This is a genomic window from Bradyrhizobium sp. TM233, from assembly GCF_036247965.1.
GTDB lineage: Bacteria > Pseudomonadota > Alphaproteobacteria > Rhizobiales > Xanthobacteraceae > Bradyrhizobium > Bradyrhizobium ottawaense.
In genome coordinates this window covers 1-17,327 of record NZ_BTIG01000009.1, presented here as the reverse complement: position 1 = coordinate 17,327, position 17,327 = coordinate 1, and the positions used below count along the sequence as shown (strand labels likewise).

9 protein-coding genes are annotated in these 17,327 nt (G+C 61.4%); 4 read left to right on the top strand and 5 right to left on the bottom strand.

Going from position 1 to position 17,327, the window contains the following annotated elements:
• Window positions 1–11 precede the first annotated feature (11 nt).
• Together AABA86_RS20885 and AABA86_RS20880 are read right to left on the bottom strand one after the other, a co-directional pair.
• Entirely contained in the window at window positions 12–1,076 is a 1,065-nt protein-coding gene (locus AABA86_RS20885; RefSeq protein ID WP_338308216.1) for a glycosyltransferase family 4 protein, read from the bottom strand.
• Between the two features lie 50 nt (window positions 1,077–1,126).
• Window positions 1,127–2,566 carry an undecaprenyl-phosphate glucose phosphotransferase gene (locus AABA86_RS20880; RefSeq protein WP_338308214.1) on the bottom strand — a complete coding sequence of 480 codons (1,440 nt, stop codon included), beginning with the start codon at window positions 2,564–2,566 and terminating at the stop codon, window positions 1,127–1,129.
• A gap of 227 nt (window positions 2,567–2,793) precedes the next feature.
• Between AABA86_RS20880 and AABA86_RS20875 the strand changes: the two genes are divergently transcribed.
• The 3 genes from AABA86_RS20875 (at window position 2,794) to AABA86_RS20865 (ending at window position 6,977) form a co-directional block, all read left to right on the top strand.
• Window positions 2,794–3,876, top strand: coding sequence for an ABC transporter substrate-binding protein (locus AABA86_RS20875; RefSeq protein WP_338308213.1), 1,083 nt, complete (start codon window positions 2,794–2,796; stop codon window positions 3,874–3,876).
• 759 nt (window positions 3,877–4,635) lie between these two features.
• Window positions 4,636–5,610, top strand: a complete 975-nt coding sequence (locus AABA86_RS20870; protein ID WP_338308385.1) for a GDP-L-fucose synthase family protein — start codon at window positions 4,636–4,638, stop codon at window positions 5,608–5,610.
• A gap of 59 nt (window positions 5,611–5,669) precedes the next feature.
• On the top strand, window positions 5,670–6,977 hold the full coding sequence (locus AABA86_RS20865) for a WcaI family glycosyltransferase (protein ID WP_338308212.1): 1,308 nt from the start codon (window positions 5,670–5,672) through the stop codon (window positions 6,975–6,977).
• A gap of 104 nt (window positions 6,978–7,081) precedes the next feature.
• On the opposite strand, the gene gmd is transcribed toward AABA86_RS20865, so the two are convergent.
• The 3 genes from gmd to AABA86_RS20850 all read right to left on the bottom strand — a co-directional run bounded on the left by gmd (window position 7,082) and on the right by AABA86_RS20850 (window position 10,312).
• A complete protein-coding gene (gmd, locus tag AABA86_RS20860) occupies window positions 7,082–8,173 on the bottom strand; it encodes a GDP-mannose 4,6-dehydratase (RefSeq protein ID WP_212251236.1) in 1,092 nt (363 codons plus the stop codon).
• A 202-nt stretch (window positions 8,174–8,375) separates the two neighbouring features.
• The gene (locus AABA86_RS20855) at window positions 8,376–8,921 is read right to left on the bottom strand and encodes a transglutaminase-like cysteine peptidase (protein WP_338308210.1); all 546 of its coding nucleotides are present in this window, start codon (window positions 8,919–8,921) and stop codon (window positions 8,376–8,378) included.
• Between the two features lie 290 nt (window positions 8,922–9,211).
• A complete protein-coding gene (locus AABA86_RS20850; RefSeq protein ID WP_338308209.1) occupies window positions 9,212–10,312 on the bottom strand; it encodes a helix-turn-helix transcriptional regulator in 1,101 nt (366 codons plus the stop codon).
• 881 nt (window positions 10,313–11,193) lie between these two features.
• Between AABA86_RS20850 and AABA86_RS20845 the strand changes: the two genes are divergently transcribed.
• A partial coding sequence (locus tag AABA86_RS20845; protein ID WP_338308208.1) for a VCBS domain-containing protein occupies window positions 11,194–17,327 on the top strand: 6,134 nt, incomplete at its 3' end.

Here is a 17,327-nt window from a genome sequence, read left to right as displayed (position 1 = left end):
AATCTCTGCGACTACGAAATTGAAGGAAGTGCCGAAAGTGCCTCTCGCGCCTTCGTTCTTTCCGCAATATGCATATCAGTCATTTGACAGGCTATGGAAGCGCGAGGTGCCATGCGCTCCCGGTTCAGCCCAAGATTGCGGACCGAAGCGAGGGCTGCGTCCACAAAAGGCTCGCCTTGTGGTATGATGATCCCGTTGCTTCCGACTTGTGACGCAACACAGCCCCGCTCGTATGCGATCACGACGTTGCCGGCCGCCAGAGCTTCGTAGAGCACCGTAGGCTGAGCCTCGTTGGCATAGATGGTCGGAAACACGAACACGTCGATCGACTCGTAAAATCGGTTCTTCTCATCACCATAGAGCGGACCGACATATTGCAATTGACCGCCGAGCTCTTTCTGCGCGGCCTCAAGAGCGCGTCTGTCGTCGCGCTCGCGCACCGGACCGGCTAGCGTTCCATGTATGTTTAAGCCTTCGTCGCGTGCCGCGCGCAACAGATCGAGGAAGAGATAGAGCCCTTTTTCGCGATTAAGGTTGCTCAGGAGTCCTATTCTGAGAGATCCGCTATGCGAGAGAGGGGTTAGGCTGGCTTGAGGAGAAACGAACGCGGCGTTCGAAATCACCAGGGAGCGTTCCGGTTTCCAGTAGGTCTGGCCGAAGCGCGTCCGCATGTGATCGCAAAGGAAGATGTGCACGACCTCAGGGCCGCCCGCTCGAAGGGTTGCCACCATCAACGGGCGCCGCTCATTGATGTATCCGAAATTGTGGTGATGAAGATAGGTTGGATAGCCGAACAACCGCGCGACCGCCAAAAGATACGCCGTGTAGACAAGTCCAAAATCGCTTTGGCATGGCATGTAACAGGCGCGGTTTCCGCGCCAAGCGTTCAGCGCCAAATGCAGCGACGCGCGCAAAACGATTGCGGTCCTTGACAGGTGGTAAGCCGGGCCCCGCTTCGACACCCTCGGGGAAATATTCAGAACCTTGACGTCGTGATCTTCGGCGAAAAGCTTGACGTATTCCGACGTGATGTAGGCGAGCCCGTCTGTTGGCGGTGGAATTTGTCCGATCGCCACGATGAAACGTCGATTAGGGTTCATAAGACGATAGTTGCCCGAAATGCGAACTAGTATGCGGAGGTATCAAGCACGCCGAAGGCGGTTCGCATGATGATCTTGATGTCCAGCCCCACGCTCCAATTATTGATGTACCACAGATCATACTCCACGCGCTTCTGCATCAGCTCGAGCGTGCGGGTTTCTCCGCGATAACCATTAACCTGGGCCCAGCCGGTGATGCCGGGCTTGACGTGGTGGCGGAAGGCGTAGTTGCCGATGATCTGCTCATATTCGGTGTTGTGGGCGGCCGCGTGCGGGCGGGGGCCGACCAGCGACATGTCGCCCTTGAGCACGTTGAGAAGCTGCGGCAGCTCGTCGATCGAGGTCTTGCGCAGCCATTTGCCGATTGGCGTGACGCGCGGGTCGTTCTTCTGCGCCTGGACGATGGTCGGGCCGTCCTCCAGCACGCGCATGGTGCGGAACTTGAAGATCTTGAACGCGCGCCCGCCAAAGCCGTGGCGGGTCTGACGGAAGAACACCGGGCCCTTCGAGGTCAGCTTGATCAGGATCGCGGTCACCAGCATCACGGGCGCGAACACCAGAAGCGCAAAGCTCGCCCCGACGAGATCCAGCGCCCGCTTCAGCACACGTTCGCGAAAGGTCAGCGGAGCGCGGCGCAGCTCGGCGGTGAAGGTGTTGCCGGTGCCGACCAGCGGATAGCGCAGGAAGCGCGCCGTGTTGGCGTCCGGCACCAGATGCACCGGGACGGGGAGGATCTTCAGCGCGTCCAGAATGCTGTCGATCGCGTGCTGCCGGCTCCAGTTCATCAGCAGGAAGACGTGCTCGATCCGGTTCTCGCGCGCATAAGTGATCAGCTCCTCGAAGCGCGGCGCCTGCGAGGAGAGCAGCAGCGGCGAGGCGAGCTCCTTGGCGGGGATTTCCATGACCCGCATCAGGCGGTAGCCGTGCTGGCCGAGGTCGTCGACCGCGTTGGACGAGGTGGCAAGGCCGAACTCGGCGATCATGATCGCGCGGCCGTTGGCGAAGGCGCCGGTGCGCAGGCCATGCGCGGTCCAGCGTGCGGCCGCGGTCTTCCAGGTGAGCAGGACGGCGAGGCCGACGAGATAAAACGAGATGGTGGTGCCGCGCGAGAACTCGTCGCTGACCTTCATCGTGAAGGCGATCGCGAGCAACGCGCCGAACAGGCCGGTCCACGTCGTCAGCGTCATCCGGAACGTGCGGGCTAAGTCGGTGATGGCTTTCAGGCGATAGCCGTGCTGCACGATGGTCAGAAGGATGAAATTGATTGCGACCAGGACGCTCGCCGCCGCATAGACGTCCGCCTTGCCGAGCGTGCCCGCGGTCGCGATGTGATAGCCGACCGCGCACCCGATCCCGCTGACCACGATCAGCGCCGCATCGACCACGGCCATCAACCGCTCGACGACGACAGGTCGCAGCCAGCTCGGCGCAAAGCCTGTGGCGGCTGTCGCGGATGGCTCGACCACGCGGATTTCCGTCGCAGAATCAGGGACGGGCACCGGTCGAGTGGAAAGAATTGTCATCCTGCCAAGCCCATTGACGCAAAATTCATTATCCGAACGCGCCGTGCTATCGGTCAAAATCGCTGTTAAAACAAGGCGAAGGGAAAATTAACCTTACCCCAGAAGCTGCATTGTAGCCCATCTCGCCTCGACTGATATGTTAAATTTCACAACCCGTTAGGAAGCTCTCGTTGCCCCGAACCCAGTCCCGGCGGCGGACCCGGCCGAAAGGGAGGCGTTACCTTGCCATTGGCCTCGCTGCGGCGGCATTGGTGGGGACCGCGCTTCTGCTTCTTCGTCCCGATGCGGCCCCCGTACGAACTCCGACGGCCTCCGCAGCCGTCACGGTCAAGCTCCTCCTCGACGGACCATATCGCGCGCGGTTTGCCGGCGAACTCTCTGCATCGAGACAGGGGTACTTCTCCTCCCGCATTCAAATGGCGGCCCAGCCCGAAGATCCTGAGTTCGTCCAGACGATTGCACGCCAACATGCCATCGGCGTGACGAGCGGCCAGAAGTTCCTGCTGGCGAGCTGGCGCGGCGCGCCCGTGACTGCGTTTGCTGCAAGCTTCCTCGATACCTCCGTCGCGATTTTCACGCTCGAAAGCTCGGGATTGCTGCGTCCGGCCGACCTGGTCGGAAAGCAGGTCGGGTATCGCAGGGCGAGCGAGGGAGAGGTCGTCTTTGATGCCATGATGGCGCAGCTCGGGCTGCCCCGCAGCCAGATCACCAAGGTGCCGGACCGCGACAGCTTCGAAGCCCTGCGGGGCGGGCAGGTGGATGCGATCATCGCTGCCATCGACGAGCAGCCGGATCCCTCCAGTCCGGCCTTCCTGAAGCTGAATGTCATCAAGCCGCAGGACTACGGCATCCATGTCCCGGGCCTGGTCTACTTCGCGAGCAATGATCTCATCCATGACCAGCCGTCCGTAATCGCCGACGTTCTTCAGGGCATCATTCGGGGGTGGCAGTTTGCCTATGCGGACTATGCACGGAGTGTGCCCGTTCTGGCCGGCGCCGGACCGGCCAGGCTGAATTCAGAGCGACTGAAATTCGAACTGCAGCAGCAGCGCCCGCTGGTGCTGCCGACCGGCGGCCGGATCGGCGATTACGACGAAAGCCGCTGGCGGACGCTTCGGGACATTCTCCTCTTCGCCAAGCTTGGCGAAGAGGACGTGCCGCTGGCCCAGACCGTCAACTACCAGTTCCTTCGAGATGTGTACCGGCGTTCACCGGACCTTGCTGCCCCGGGCGCCTGGAGTGAGGAAAAATAGGACCAAGAAGCCACAGTAGCGCGCCATATCGCTACAAAGTCCCTCCCCAAGCTGCGGCGTCGGTTGCCTTTTTGGCCCTAGCCTTGGTAATCTAGGCTTTACTATTTAGGCTGGTTCGCGGTGGTTCTCGGGTTGCGGCCTCCTGGTAGGGCGCGGGGAATGGACCAAATCCGCAGGGGCGAGGAGCTTTTTTGGGATGTTTAAGACCTTGATGCGAGCAGGCCTTTTGGCCGCTACCGTTTCCCTCTGTGCAGCGAGCGGAGCAAGCGCGGCGATGCAAATGCCTGCGCCGGCGGTCCTGCTCACGGGTGCAAGCCAGGCGACGCCTGTCACGTTCTGGGCGCAGCCCTACCCATATAGGTATGTGCCGTCGCGCCACTGCCCCCTGGTGCGGGTCGAGACGCCCTATGGCTGGTATATGGACCGCGTTTGCGCGCCCGTCGGCCCTGTCCTGCGTCGGGCATATTGAGATTCGGCTGACCTAAGCGGCCAGCGCCGCTTTTTAGAAGAGATTCATAAGGCAGCCGCACAGCTCATGCGGCTGCCTTGCTCATTTTTGTTTCGCCGTGTGCTGCTCTTTTGTGCGCGCAGCACGGGTTCACCATGAATATCTTTGTCGAGCCGGGACAGGCTGTTGCATGGTGAAGATTGTGTTACCAGTTTGGCGGGGCTGCATCGGCAGCGTGATTGCGTAATGCGGCGGTAGCCGGATCTCACGGAAGTGACGATCCCGCCGATCGAACGCCGGTAGAGGATACGATGACAGGGGTTTCAACCTACGATCTCACGGGCAAACGTGTCTTTGTCGCGGGTCATCGCGGCATGGTCGGATCGGCTGTCGTCCGGAGGCTTGCCTCAGAGAATTGCACCGTGCTGGTTGCCGATCGGCGTGAGCTTGATCTCACCAAGGAAGAGCCCACGCTGAAATGGCTCGAGGCCAATCGTCCTGAGGTCGTGGTTCACGCGGCGGCAAAGGTCGGTGGTATCGCAGCCAACAATAATTTCCCGGTCGACTTTCTCTGCGACAACCTTGCAGTGGAGCTGAACGTCATTCGCGCGAGCCACGCGATCGGCGTGCAACGCCTGTTGTTCCTCGGCTCGTCCTGCATCTATCCCAAGCACGCCAAGCAGCCGATCGCCGAAAGCGAATTACTGACTGGCCCGCTTGAGCCGACCAACGAGTGGTACGCAATCGCCAAGATCGCCGGCCTCAAGATGTGCCAAGCCTTTCGTCGGCAATATGGCGATGATTTCATTTCCGTGATGCCGACCAATCTCTATGGCCGTGGCGACAATTATCATCCGGATCATAGCCATGTTCCGGCGGCACTGATCCGACGCTTCCACGAAGCCAAGATCGCCAATGCGTCCAGCGTCTCTGTATGGGGTACCGGCACGCCGCTTCGCGAGTTTCTCAACGTCGACGATTTCGCCGATGCCTGCGTCTTCCTTCTGAAGAACTATTCCAGCGATCTGCCGATCAACGTCGGTAGTGGCGACGAATTGTCGATCGCCGAATTTGCAACGGCAGTCGCGGAGGTCGTGGGCTATCAAGGCGAGCTCGCGTTCGATACGTCGAAGCCTGACGGGACGCCACGCAAGCTGCTCGATAGCTCGAGAATTCGAGGGCTTGGTTGGCGACCGAACGTTGCTCTGCGGGCTGGTCTCGCGGCCGCCTACGCAGATTTTTTGAAGGGCTACGGACGTCATCTGGAAGTCAGCGCAACGCGCTGAGAAGACGACCTGGATTGCAAGAAGATTTTTTATTCTGAACTTTGATTTGGGCGGGGCTTATGCGTGTTCTCTTGGTCGGCATCAACTATGCCCCCGATCTGATCGGCGTGGCGAAATACAACGCCGAGCTCTGCGAAAGTCTGGCCGCCGAGGGGCATGAAGTTAAGGTCATTACGGCGCCGCCGTATTATCCGGCCTGGAAGATTCCCCCGGCGTTCAAGTCGTCTTACTTCAGATCGAGAGATATTCACGGCGTTCGCGTGACACGTACGCCGATTTATGTGCCCGGACATCCCTCGGGTGCAAAACGGCTGGTCCATCACGCTTCATTCGCGCTTACGAGCGGTGCGCCAGTCCTCTTTGAGGCGTTATCCTGGCGGCCCGACGTTATGATCGCTGTCGCGCCATCGCTGATGTCGGCTGCCTTCGTCTCATTCGTCGCTCGTCGCGTCGGTGCCAAATCATGGCTTCATGTGCAGGATTTCGAGGTGGACGCGGCATTCGATCTTGGTCTGCTGCGCAATCCATATCTGCGAAAATGGATGCTTCGAGCCGAAGCGGCGATCCTCAAATCGTTCGACCACGTTTCAACTATCTCTCAAGCGATGGTGGAACGGTTGATAATCAAGGGTCTCAGTCCCGACAAGACAGCCGAGGTGAGAAACTGGATTGACACCAACGCGATCTGCCCCGGTTCGCGAATGACCAAATACCGTCAGGAGTTGAAGCTGGGCGAGGGCGATATCGTTGCACTCTACTCAGGAACGATGTCGAACAAGCAGGGCCTTGAACTCGTGATCGAGGCCGCGATTGGGCTGGAGCAAAGCCATCCGCACATCCACTTCATCCTTGCAGGCGAGGGGCCTCATAAAACGAGGCTCGAGCAGCTCGCCGCCGGACATCGCAATATCCATTTCTTTGGGCTTCAGCCCAACGAAAGCTTCAATCAATTGATGGCCACGGCCGATTTTCATCTGATTCCGCAGAAGGCTGAGGCTGCCGATCTGGTGTTGCCCTCGAAACTTGGCGCAATCTTCGCGTCCGCTCGGCCGGTCATTGCGATGGCTGAAGAAGGCACCGGGCTCGCTGCGGAGGTCACGGATGCCGGCCTTGTGATTCCGCCCGGAGATTCGGCCGCTCTCGAGCTTGCTATTTGCCAACTCAGCGACGCGCCGGCCCTCCGTGAACACTATGGGCAAGAAGGAAGAAGGCGCGCCCTAGATCGTTGGGACCGAGGCGCAATTGTGCACCGGTGGTTGGAGGCCATGGCAGGGCAGGGCAATGCGACAGCGCAAAAGGATGCGCACATCGAAGGCGCTGCTGGCGAGTTTGCGCTTCCGGTGGAGGACGCCGTTCGGTCGTCTTGAGGCACGCAATCTCCATTGGGTAGCCTAATGCATCCAAAAAAATGAGCGCCGTAATCGGCGCTCATTTGCTTGGCTCGCTCGCCTTGTTGGCCGATCGACAGGGACTACTCGTGGCGCGGATAATATCTGAAGCCGTGCTGCTTGATGAGTTCGTCGCGCTTTGCGGATTCGAGATCTTCCTTCATCATCTCTCGAACCAGGCTTTCGAACGACGTCTTGGGCTCCCAGCCGAGCTTCTGCTTTGCCTTTGACGGATCCCCAAGAAGCGTCGCGACTTCGGTAGGGCGGAAATAGCGCGGATCGACCGAAACGACACACTTTCCGGTCTTGGCGTCATATCCCTTTTCTTCGACGCCGCTTCCTTCCCAGCGAACGGTCATGCCCACTTCGTTCGCAGCGACATTCACGAAATCTCGGACAGAATGTTGCACGCCGGTCGCGATCACGAAATCCTCTGGCTTGTCCTGCTGCAGCATCAGCCATTGCATTTCGACATAGTCGCGCGCGTGCCCCCAATCGCGCAGGGCGTCCAGATTGCCGAGATAAAGGCGATCCTGCAAGCCGAGATGAATGCGCGCTAAGGCCCGGGTGATCTTTCGAGTGACGAAGGTTTCGCCACGAACCGGAGACTCGTGGTTAAAGAGAATGCCGTTGCAGGCATACATGTCGTAGGCTTCACGGTAATTGACCGTGATCCAGTAGGCGTAAAGCTTGGCGACGGCGTACGGCGAGCGGGGATAGAACGGCGTGGTTTCCTTTTGGGGGATCTCCTGGACCAAGCCGTAGAGCTCAGACGTCGAGGCCTGATAGAAGCGGGCCCTCTTCTCCAGGCCTGTAATGCGCATGGCTTCAAGGATGCGCAATGCGCCAAGGGCGTCGGAGTTCGCAGTATATTCCGGCTCCTCGAACGAAACGGCAACGTGACTCTGCGCTGCGAGATTGTAGATCTCGTCCGGTTGCACTTGGCCGACGATCCGGATCAGGCTCGAGGAATCCGTCAGATCGCCATAGTGGAGCCGGAAGGGCGGATCGGGCTCGTGCGGATCGAGATAGAGATGATCAATGCGATCAGTGTTGAACAGCGAGGTCCGGCGCTTGATGCCGTGAACCTCGTATCCCTTCTGCAGCAGCAATTCGGCCAAATAGGCGCCGTCCTGGCCGGTGACCCCGGTAATAAGTGCTCGTTTCTTTGTCATATCAGTCCCAAAATTGAAATTTGTGCTTACACGAAATTGAATTCGTTAGGGAGGGTGAAACCCAACGAAAATCAAGCTTAGATTAACAGGGTCTGGCTCCAGCGAATGCGCCAAGCATCCTCCGACCAGACGCGCATACGAGGTGTAATGACCTTCAGTGCGTCCGTACCGTGTTTGGCAGTAGCCGGACTAGCGAGACCAGCTAGAAGGTGGTGACGTGTCGTGTCCACTCTTGTGGCTCGGTGCCAGACTCCGCGCGCATGATGACGTACCGATCCAAAGCGTCGACCAGCGGCGTGACCACTGGGCTCAGATTGTCGAGTACGAGGACCGCTTTTCCCTCGCGCACCAGCAATACAAGGTGGTGCTCTCCGGTTGCTCGGATAACGACCTCTGCGAGGAGGAGGGCCGAGCTGGGCCAGCCGGATCGCAGCAGCAGATGGCGCTTGGTGACGGCATAGTCGCCGCAATTGCCTTCGTCAGGGAATATCTGCCATTCCGCGTCACGTCGGCTTGCGGGCGGATCCTTTGGCGCTATGCCGAAATTCACCGTCGAGTTGATCTGGGCGAGTTCTCGCCAACGCTGAATTGAGGAGCGGAAGTCTCGGATCCTGCGATCATCATGGCGCTGGCAATCATCAGGATACTGAATGCAGAATTGAGAGAATGACAGCGGTGGTGTCACCGCTTGAGATTCGTAGTTTGAATAGGCGGGCTGGCCGCAAACGCAATACATGATGGCCAGCATGCGCATCGCATGTCTGATCATTGAAGTTCGCCGGATCATTCCTGATTGCTAGTCGAATTATATTGCGACGCAGTGGAAGCGCTATGACAATTGTGAGGCAATTCATGCCCAATCGTGGAGCAGTGCGCGTGCTCGATCCCAACCGGCCGAAGACCGTCATGCGCAGCCTGCCCTCGTCGACTCTCGGCAGTATCCAGCGCCCTGGAGACATGGAAGCCGTCATCTTCGTCTATGAGAGCGTCGGGCGACTTCCCTGTTATCGCAGCCGCGGCTGCCCAGCGGTAAGTCGCTCACACCAGCTGCGAAAACAGACCGACCAGCTCCGACTGGCGGTGCGCTCCCGTCTTCGAGAAGATCGACTTGAGGTGATTGCGGGCGGTTTCGCGCGAGATGCCGAGGTGCTCGGAAGCGCTGGCAATCGATGCGCCGGTTGCAAGCAGCGCGGCCAGTCGCGATTCCGCCGGCGTGAGGTCGAAGGCCTGGCCGATGAGGGCAGGGTCCGGCGCGGCGCGCGGGATGAGATTGGACAGGATCAGCATGGCGCGAGCGCCGAGGAAGACGGAGCGCGCCGCGCCGTCCACTGGCAGGATCCGCAAGACGACCGGTGGCTTTGTCGTCCGGCGGACGAGGATCGGAGAGGCGGGCATGGCGGCGGCATCCGGCGTCGATCGGATCATGCTGATCAGCTGATCGAGCCTTGTCATCGCCTGCTTGTCGTGAACAACGAGGCGCCGCTCCCTGATGCGGATCTCGTTGTCGAATCCAGTTTCGGCTGCTGCGTTGGTGCGCAGGACCATTCCTTCCCGATTGAGGATCAATGCGGGCTGTCGGACCCGGTCGAGGACATCGGTCATCGAGGTGAGCGCGACCCTTCCCATCACCGTCGCAAGCGTGGCGGTCTCGGTCAGGCGCGGCGCCAATTGGGCAAGCAGTTGCTTGTCGGGTGCCTCGAATGCGCCTTCGTGGCCGGTTCGCTGGATCGTCAATGCCCATGCTGCGCTGTCGGCCCAGAAGCCGATGCCGGCGAACCACCGGTATCCGAACGGGAACAGCACTTCGTTGTACATGGCATCGGCGCGAATCTGCTCCGGGGTCATCATATCGAGGTCGGTCACGACCTCGCCCGCCATCATGCGCGGAAAAGCCTTGGCGCGCGGGTCTCTTAAGTGCCAGTTGTTCCTGAAGTAGAGATCGGTAGCCTCGGCGATCGATGCTGTGCGTGGGACGTCGGGGGTCCTGATGTCACTCTGAAGCAGTATGGCCGCCGACGCGCCCACCGCCCTGCAGATGTCATCCATGATGTCGCGCCATGCTTCAGGATTCACGGCGGCCTCGCCAAGTCGATTGAGGACCCTCGACAGTCCCGCACCGTCGATTTTGTCGGCTTTCAAGCGCGGTCCCCTTCGCCCAGCCCCGCGCATTTCGTTGCAGCCCGACATGCATCCTTGCTGCATGCCGTGCAGAAAGTCCCCGACATCTGAGGCCCTCCGACGCGTTTCCCTGACCGGCGATGCTTCGTGAGGAGGCGGCTCGAAGCAAGCCCCCTTGCCTGTTTTTCCTGAAAAATCGGACTCGACGAAAGTCTAGCGGCTGGCTGCTTGGAGGCGGTGGCCAGGACCGGAATGACCCATTCGGGTCATGCGTCCAGATGTGCCGGCGCTATTCCATGGAAGAGGAATATTTGCCGCACCAGGAATTGAGATGACATTGCTTTGCTTGAGTCAGTCGGATCTCGGCGACGGCTTTCGGCTCCCGATATCGAGCTGCAGCAGGGATATCTGGGCGCGTCAGAATGTCGCAGTTCGGGTCGCAAGGCGCGGCGCGAATTGTTCAGCCGCGCTATCAACGGTCGCAATCTATTTTCTCGGCAGCTTAAGCGATCTGGTCAAGGCCAGCCGGGGAGGCAAGGCGATTGCTTCATTCCATCCCGTATTGTGCTGCAGTTCGGCACAGCTTCGATCCCATGGCCTGCCGAAATCGGGCGCAATCGCAAAGCCGGGACGCAAGCTTTCCCGGCTGCGCTGTTCAATTCACGCCGCGCTTAAGGTTAGCAGCTGTGCTGTCTTGACGCAGTCACGCAACAATGGAAACAATTTGCAATTATCAGAAGTCCTTCGTCGCTCCGTGACAGGACTTCGCCGTTCGCCGTCGGGCAACGACGCCTCGTCGAATCGATACCCAATACAACCATAACAAGACCATTTCATTTCCAACTCGCGCCGTTGGGCTGACGGCGAACTTTGAGCATCAGAATGTAACAGGGGGGCTCGCCATGAGCGACCAGACGATTTTGCGCGCCAGTTTTGTCTCGGAGTCCGCGGCCTTTCGCAACACCTTTGGTTGGTACAACAGCTCAACAGGGCTCGGCGGAATCCTGTTTGCAAATGCGGATTCGCAAGGGGCAGGCGCTCTCACCCCCGGTGTCTCCCATGTCGACTTCGCGGTGAGCACCGCCGATCTCGGCAAGATCCAGTTCTTCCTCATTCCGGATGGTGCGGCGCAGGGCCGCAACGATGCCGACGATCTCACCGGCGCCATCAAGGTCATCAAGCTCTCGGACGGCACCTGGGCGGTCGCCGATGTCGATGCCAACGGCAACGTCATCTACGTTGCCGGCAAGCCCGATCTGCTCACGGGCGCCGGCGCCAATGCGTTGTTTACCGAGACCTCCAAGAACGCGGGCGGCGTCGATTATGCCTCGTCGGTCACGGGCAGCCAGCAGACGGCAGCCAAGCTCGCCGGCGACACTGCCGACGGCGCGACCGGCACCATCGCCTGGGAGGATACCGCCGCGACACGCAGGTCCAACGGCAGCTACACCGCGCCGGGCGATGCCGACTATAATGACGCCGTCTTCCAGGTTTCGATCGTGCAGAAGCCGGTTGCGAATGCCGACGCCGTCACGATCGGCGAGGACGCCGGCGCCACTGCGATCAACGTGCTCGCCAATGACACCAACCCCGCGGGCGGGACGCTGCGCGTCACCTCCGTCAATACGCAGGGAATTCTGGGGACGGTCAGCATCGCTGCCGACGGCCACAACATCGCCTATACGCCGGGTTCTGCGTTCCAGTCGCTGCGCGCCGGCCAGTCCGCGACCGAGACCTTCACCTACACGGTGACCAACAGCGCCGGCCTGACATCGACGGCGACGGCGACCGTCACGATCCAGGGCGCCAACGATACCGCAATCATCGGCACACCCTCGGCTGCCGATGTCACGGAAGATTCCCGCAATCCGACCCTGAAGCTCACTGGGACGATCGCGATCTCCGACGTCGATCAGGGCGAATCGGCGTTCAAGACCACCGTGGTATCCGCCTTGGGCAATTTCGGCACCCTGTCCCTGAAGGCCGACGGCAGCTACACCTATTCGATCGCCAACAGTGCCGTTCAATATCTCGGCGCCGGCGAGACCAGGGTCGAGACGTTTACGGTCAGCGCGCTGGACGGCACGGCCAAGCAGGTCTCCTTCACGGTTCACGGCACCAACGACGCCGCCGTGATCGGTGCGCCCGCCTTCACCACCGTCACCGAAGACGCCAGCGCGCCGACGCTGTCGGTGTCAGGCACGATCTCGATCTCGGATGCCGACCAGAACCAGTCCACGTTCCAGGCCGGCGTGATCACGGGGCAGGGCAATCTGGGCGCACTGACGCTGAATGCCAACGGCACCTACAGCTATTCGGTCGCCAACAGCGCCGTGCAATATCTCGGTGCGGGGGACACCAAGGTCGAAACCTTCACCGTCAAGTCGTTCGACGGCACGGCCAAGCAGGTCTCTTTCGTCATCAAGGGCGTCAATGACGCAGCGGTGATCGGCACACCCACGGTTCACGACGTCTACGACAATCCGTCGGCACTCGTGCTCACCGCGTCCGGCAGCATCGGCATCACGGATGTTGATCAGGGCGAGGCGGCGTTCAAGCCGGCCGTTGGCTCCGCTGCCGGCAATCTCGGTTTCCTGCTGCTGTCGGGCGACGGCAGCTATGTCTACGTCGTGGCCGAAAGCGCTGCGCACAATCTGGCGGCCGGCGCCGTCAAGGTCGACACCTTCACCGTGACCGCTGTCGATGGCACCACCAAGCAGGTCAGCTTCACCGTTCATGGCCCGGCCGGCGGCAATCACGCGGCGACGATCGGCGATCCCACCATTGCCGACGTGACGGAAGACCTTGCGGCGAACAACGCCGGGAATCTGACCGCCGTCGGCAGCATCTCGGTCAGCGACCCGGATGCGGGCCAGTCGTCATTCCAGGCCGGCGTGCTCACAGGGCCGGGCAATCTCGGCACGCTGAACCTCTCGGCCAACGGCAGCTACACCTACGCTGTCGCCAACAACGCCGTGCAATATCTCGGAGCCGGCGAGACCAAGATCGATACGTTCAGGGTCACCTCTCAGGATGGCACCTCCAAGGACGTCACGTTCACGATCCACGGCGAGAACGACGGCGCGACCATTGGCAATGTCGGGGATCACGATGTCGCCGAGGACGGCCAACTGACAGCGTCCGGGCAGCTGTCCATCGTCGATGCCGACCAGAACCAGGCCGCGTTCCAGGCCGGCGCGATCACGGCACCAGGCAACCTCGGCACGGTGACGCTGCTGGCCGACGGCCATTACACCTACTCGGTCGACAACGCCGCTATTCAGTATCTCGGCGCCAATGACACCAAGACGGAGACTTTCACCGTTACGTCCGTCGACGGCACGACCAAGAACATCAGTTTCGATATCCATGGCGCGCAGGACGCACCGAATCTGAGCGTCCAGGACTCGTCGGGCGCCGCCGACGGAAACATCACGCTTCACATAGCGGCCGACAAGGTCGATCTGAGCAGCACCTTGTCGGTGAAGATCGAGGGGGTGCCGTCGAGCTTTACGGTACAGAACGGCGCAGCGATCGGGGACGGCGCCTGGCTCGTGACGGGCGCCTCAATCCAGAACGTCGTTCTGATCCCGAACCATGCCGTCGGCAGCGCGGATCCGTTCACCCTGCAAGTCACCGCCATCTCCGACGACGGCGTTCATCAGGCGGTGAGCTCGGCCGAGCTCTCGCTGACCGTGACGTCCGGTGCCAACGAAATCAACGCGCTGGATATCGACGGCTATATCGGCGGCGCAACCGTATTTGCTGACGCCAACAACAACGGAATACTCGACGCAGGCGAGGCGCACACGACGACGCGGGCTGACGGCAGCTTTACGTTGGCGGGCGGCTCCGGTCCGCTCGTGAGTATCGGCGGCGTCGATATCTCGACGGGGTTGCAGGTCGCCGGCGTGCTGAGGGCGCCGGAGGGCTCCACCGTCATCACTCCGCTGACGACGCTGATCGCCGCGCTGGTCGATAGCACGGCAAACGATGAGCACCCGCTGACGGCGGATCAGGCCATGAGCGCCGTGGCGGCGGCTTTCAACCTCGATCTCACCGGAGGTGTCGACCTGAGGTCGTTCGACCCGGTGCCCGATGCGGTAAACAACGACGCCACCGCGACCGCGGTGCTCGCGGCAGCCATCCAGGTCCAAAGCACCGTCGCTCAGGTGTCGGCCGTCGGCGTGGAGACGGGCGCGGTCATTACAGCCATTGCAAGCGCTATTACGGCGTCTCTGGGCGGCCCCGGCGCGCCCGTCTTCGATCTGGCATCTTTGGATACGGTTCAGAGCGTCGTCACATCCTCCGGCGTCGATGCGGCGGCCGCCGCGACGGTTATCGAGGTCGTTGCTGCCGCGAACGACAGCATTCAGGCGGCCACGAACGTCACTGAATTGGCGCAGGCCGGCCAAGTCGCTCAAGGCGCTGCTGCCGACCAACTCGCCGCGACCGATTTTTCGGATCAACAATCGATTGATCAGCTCACAGACCGCTTTGTCGATAATCTCGACACTGAGGTTGCGAATGCCGTGCTGACCCCGGTCGGTAGCGCCTTGTTGGGCTCGCTCGGCGATGACGTGCTTTCGGGCGGAGGCGGCAACGATCTGATCGATGGCCAGGACGGCAACGATCGCATCAGCGGTGGCGACGGAAACGACATCCTCTTCGGCGGTGCCGGCAAGGACTATCTCGTCGGCGGCTCCGGCGACGATATCCTCGACGGTGGCCCGGGCTTTGACCGCGCCCTCTATACCGATGCAACCGGCGGCGTCACCATCGATCTGGCGGCCGGAACGGCGTCCGGCGCCGGCGTGGGGACGGACACCCTCGTCAACATCGAAGCTGCCATCGGCAGCGACTTTGCCGATACATTCAACGGGGCTGGCTTCACCGGCGATGCACATGTCCCGGGTAGCCCTGTCGGCTACAACGAGTTCGAAGGCAGAGGCGGCGACGACACCATCATCAGCAACACCAACAGCCAGGGGGCCGAGCTGACGCGCGTCTCCTATGTCAGCGCCACCGGCGCGGTGACGGTGGATCTCGCCGCCGGTTATGCCCAAGGTGATGCATCGGTAGGCCACGACACCCTCGTCGGGTCCGGCTTCAACGGCGTCTGGGGCTCCGCGCATAACGACACGATTCTGGGCAGCAACAATCCGATGTTCACCGCAGAGGTGTATTCGGGCTTTGCGGGCAACGACTACATCGACGGCCGCGGTGGCTACGACCGTGTGGACTACAACGTCGATCCGAACACCACGACTGGAATTACGGTCAATCTCGCCGCCGGATCTGTGACCGGCGATTCGACCATAGGCACCGATACGTTGCGCGGGATCGAGGCGATCCGCGGCACCAACTTCGCCGATACCTACAATGCCACCGGTTTCGGCTCGGGCAGCGTCAACGCCGGCTCGAACGGGACGTTCAACGAGTTCACCGGCAATGGCGGCGACGACACCATCACCGGCAACGGCTTCACGCGGCTCGGTTTCAACAACGCGACGGCCGGAGTCCAGGTCGACTTCGTCACCGGCACCGCCACCGGCGATTCATCCGTCGGCACCGATCATTTCACCGGCGTCAACGCCGTCCAGGCCTCGATGTTCGACGACACGCTGCTGGGCGGGGCGACCAACGACACCTTCACCGGCCTCGCCGGCAACGACTATATCGACGGCCGCGGCGGCTTCGACGTCTCGTCCTACAACAACATCTTCTTCATCACGGGAAGCATCACCGTCAATATGGCGGCCGGCATCGTCGCCGGAGACGCCTCGAACGGCACGGATTCGCTTCGTTCGATCGAGGGCATTCAGGGCACCAACTTCGACGATACCTACGATGCGACCGGTTACGGGGTGACCGGCGCGAATGTCGGCAACAACGGGACCTTCAACCAGTTCGAAGGGCTGAGCGGTGACGACGTCATCACCGGTAACGGCAACACGCGCCTGATTTTCGCCAACGCGACCGGCGGGGTGACCATCAATCTCGCGGGCGGCACCGCCACCGGCGACGGCTCGACCGGTCACGACACGTTCACCGGCGTCAACAGCGCCCTGGGCAGCAACTTTGCCGACATCTTCGACGCAACGGGATTCTCTGGTCCGAGCGGGACCTCGTTCCAGGGGCAGGGCGGCAACGACCAGATCACCGGCAACGGCGCGACGCAGATTCAGTACAACAACGCCACTGCCGGCGTGACCGTCAACCTCACTGCGGGCACCGCCGACGGCGACGGCTCGGTCGGCCACGACACCATCACGGGCGGCGTGTTCAATGTCCTGGGGTCCAATTTCAACGACACCATCATCGGCAGCGCCAGCAACGACAGTCTCTCCGGCAACGTCGGCAACGACATCCTCGATGGTCGTGCCGGCAACGACTTCCTCAGTGGCGGCGCCGGCGTGGACACCTTTGTCTATGCGAGCGGCGGCGGCTTCGACTTCATCCAGGACTTCGTCCATGGCCAGGACAAGCTCGATCTGACCGGGGTCTACGGCATCTTCAGCCTCTCTGACCTGCAAGCGCATGCGGTGCAGAGCGGCCCCAACACGGTCATTACCTTCAGCTCGGGGGACGGCCTCACGCTTCAGAACGTCAATCTGAGCAGCTTGACGGCGAGCGATTTCCTGTTCGGCGCGCCGGCCGCGCCGGTCGTCGGCGACGGAAACGCGAACGACCTCGTCGGCACCGCCAATGCCGAATCCATCAGCGGTCTCGGTGGCAACGACCGCCTCCAGGGCCTCGGCGGCAGCGACCTTCTGGATGGCGGTGCGGGCTTCGATCGCGCCATCTATACCGATGCGACCGGCGGCATCGCCGTCAACCTCGCGGCCGGGACGGCCTCGGGAGCTGGCGTCGGGACAGACACGCTGATCGGCATCGAGGGTGTGGCCGGCAGCAATTATGCCGATACGTTCAATGCGGCCGGGTTTACCGGCTCGACCGGTCTGCCCGGCGTGGCCACCGGCCAGAGCGAGTTTGAAGGGCGCGGCGGCGACGACAGCGTCGTCGGCGATCTCAA

Excerpts from the sequence above, each read along its gene's own strand:
- AABA86_RS20870 (WP_338308385.1), top strand. The coding sequence starts at position 4,636 with ATGACAGGGGTTTCAACCTACGATCTCACGGGCAAACGTGTCTTTGTC.
- AABA86_RS20865 (WP_338308212.1), top strand. The coding sequence starts at position 5,670 with ATGCGTGTTCTCTTGGTCGGCATCAACTATGCCCCCGATCTGATCGGC.
- gmd (WP_212251236.1), bottom strand. The coding sequence starts at position 8,173 with ATGACAAAGAAACGAGCACTTATTACCGGGGTCACCGGCCAGGACGGC.
- AABA86_RS20855 (WP_338308210.1), bottom strand. The coding sequence starts at position 8,921 with ATGCTGGCCATCATGTATTGCGTTTGCGGCCAGCCCGCCTATTCAAAC.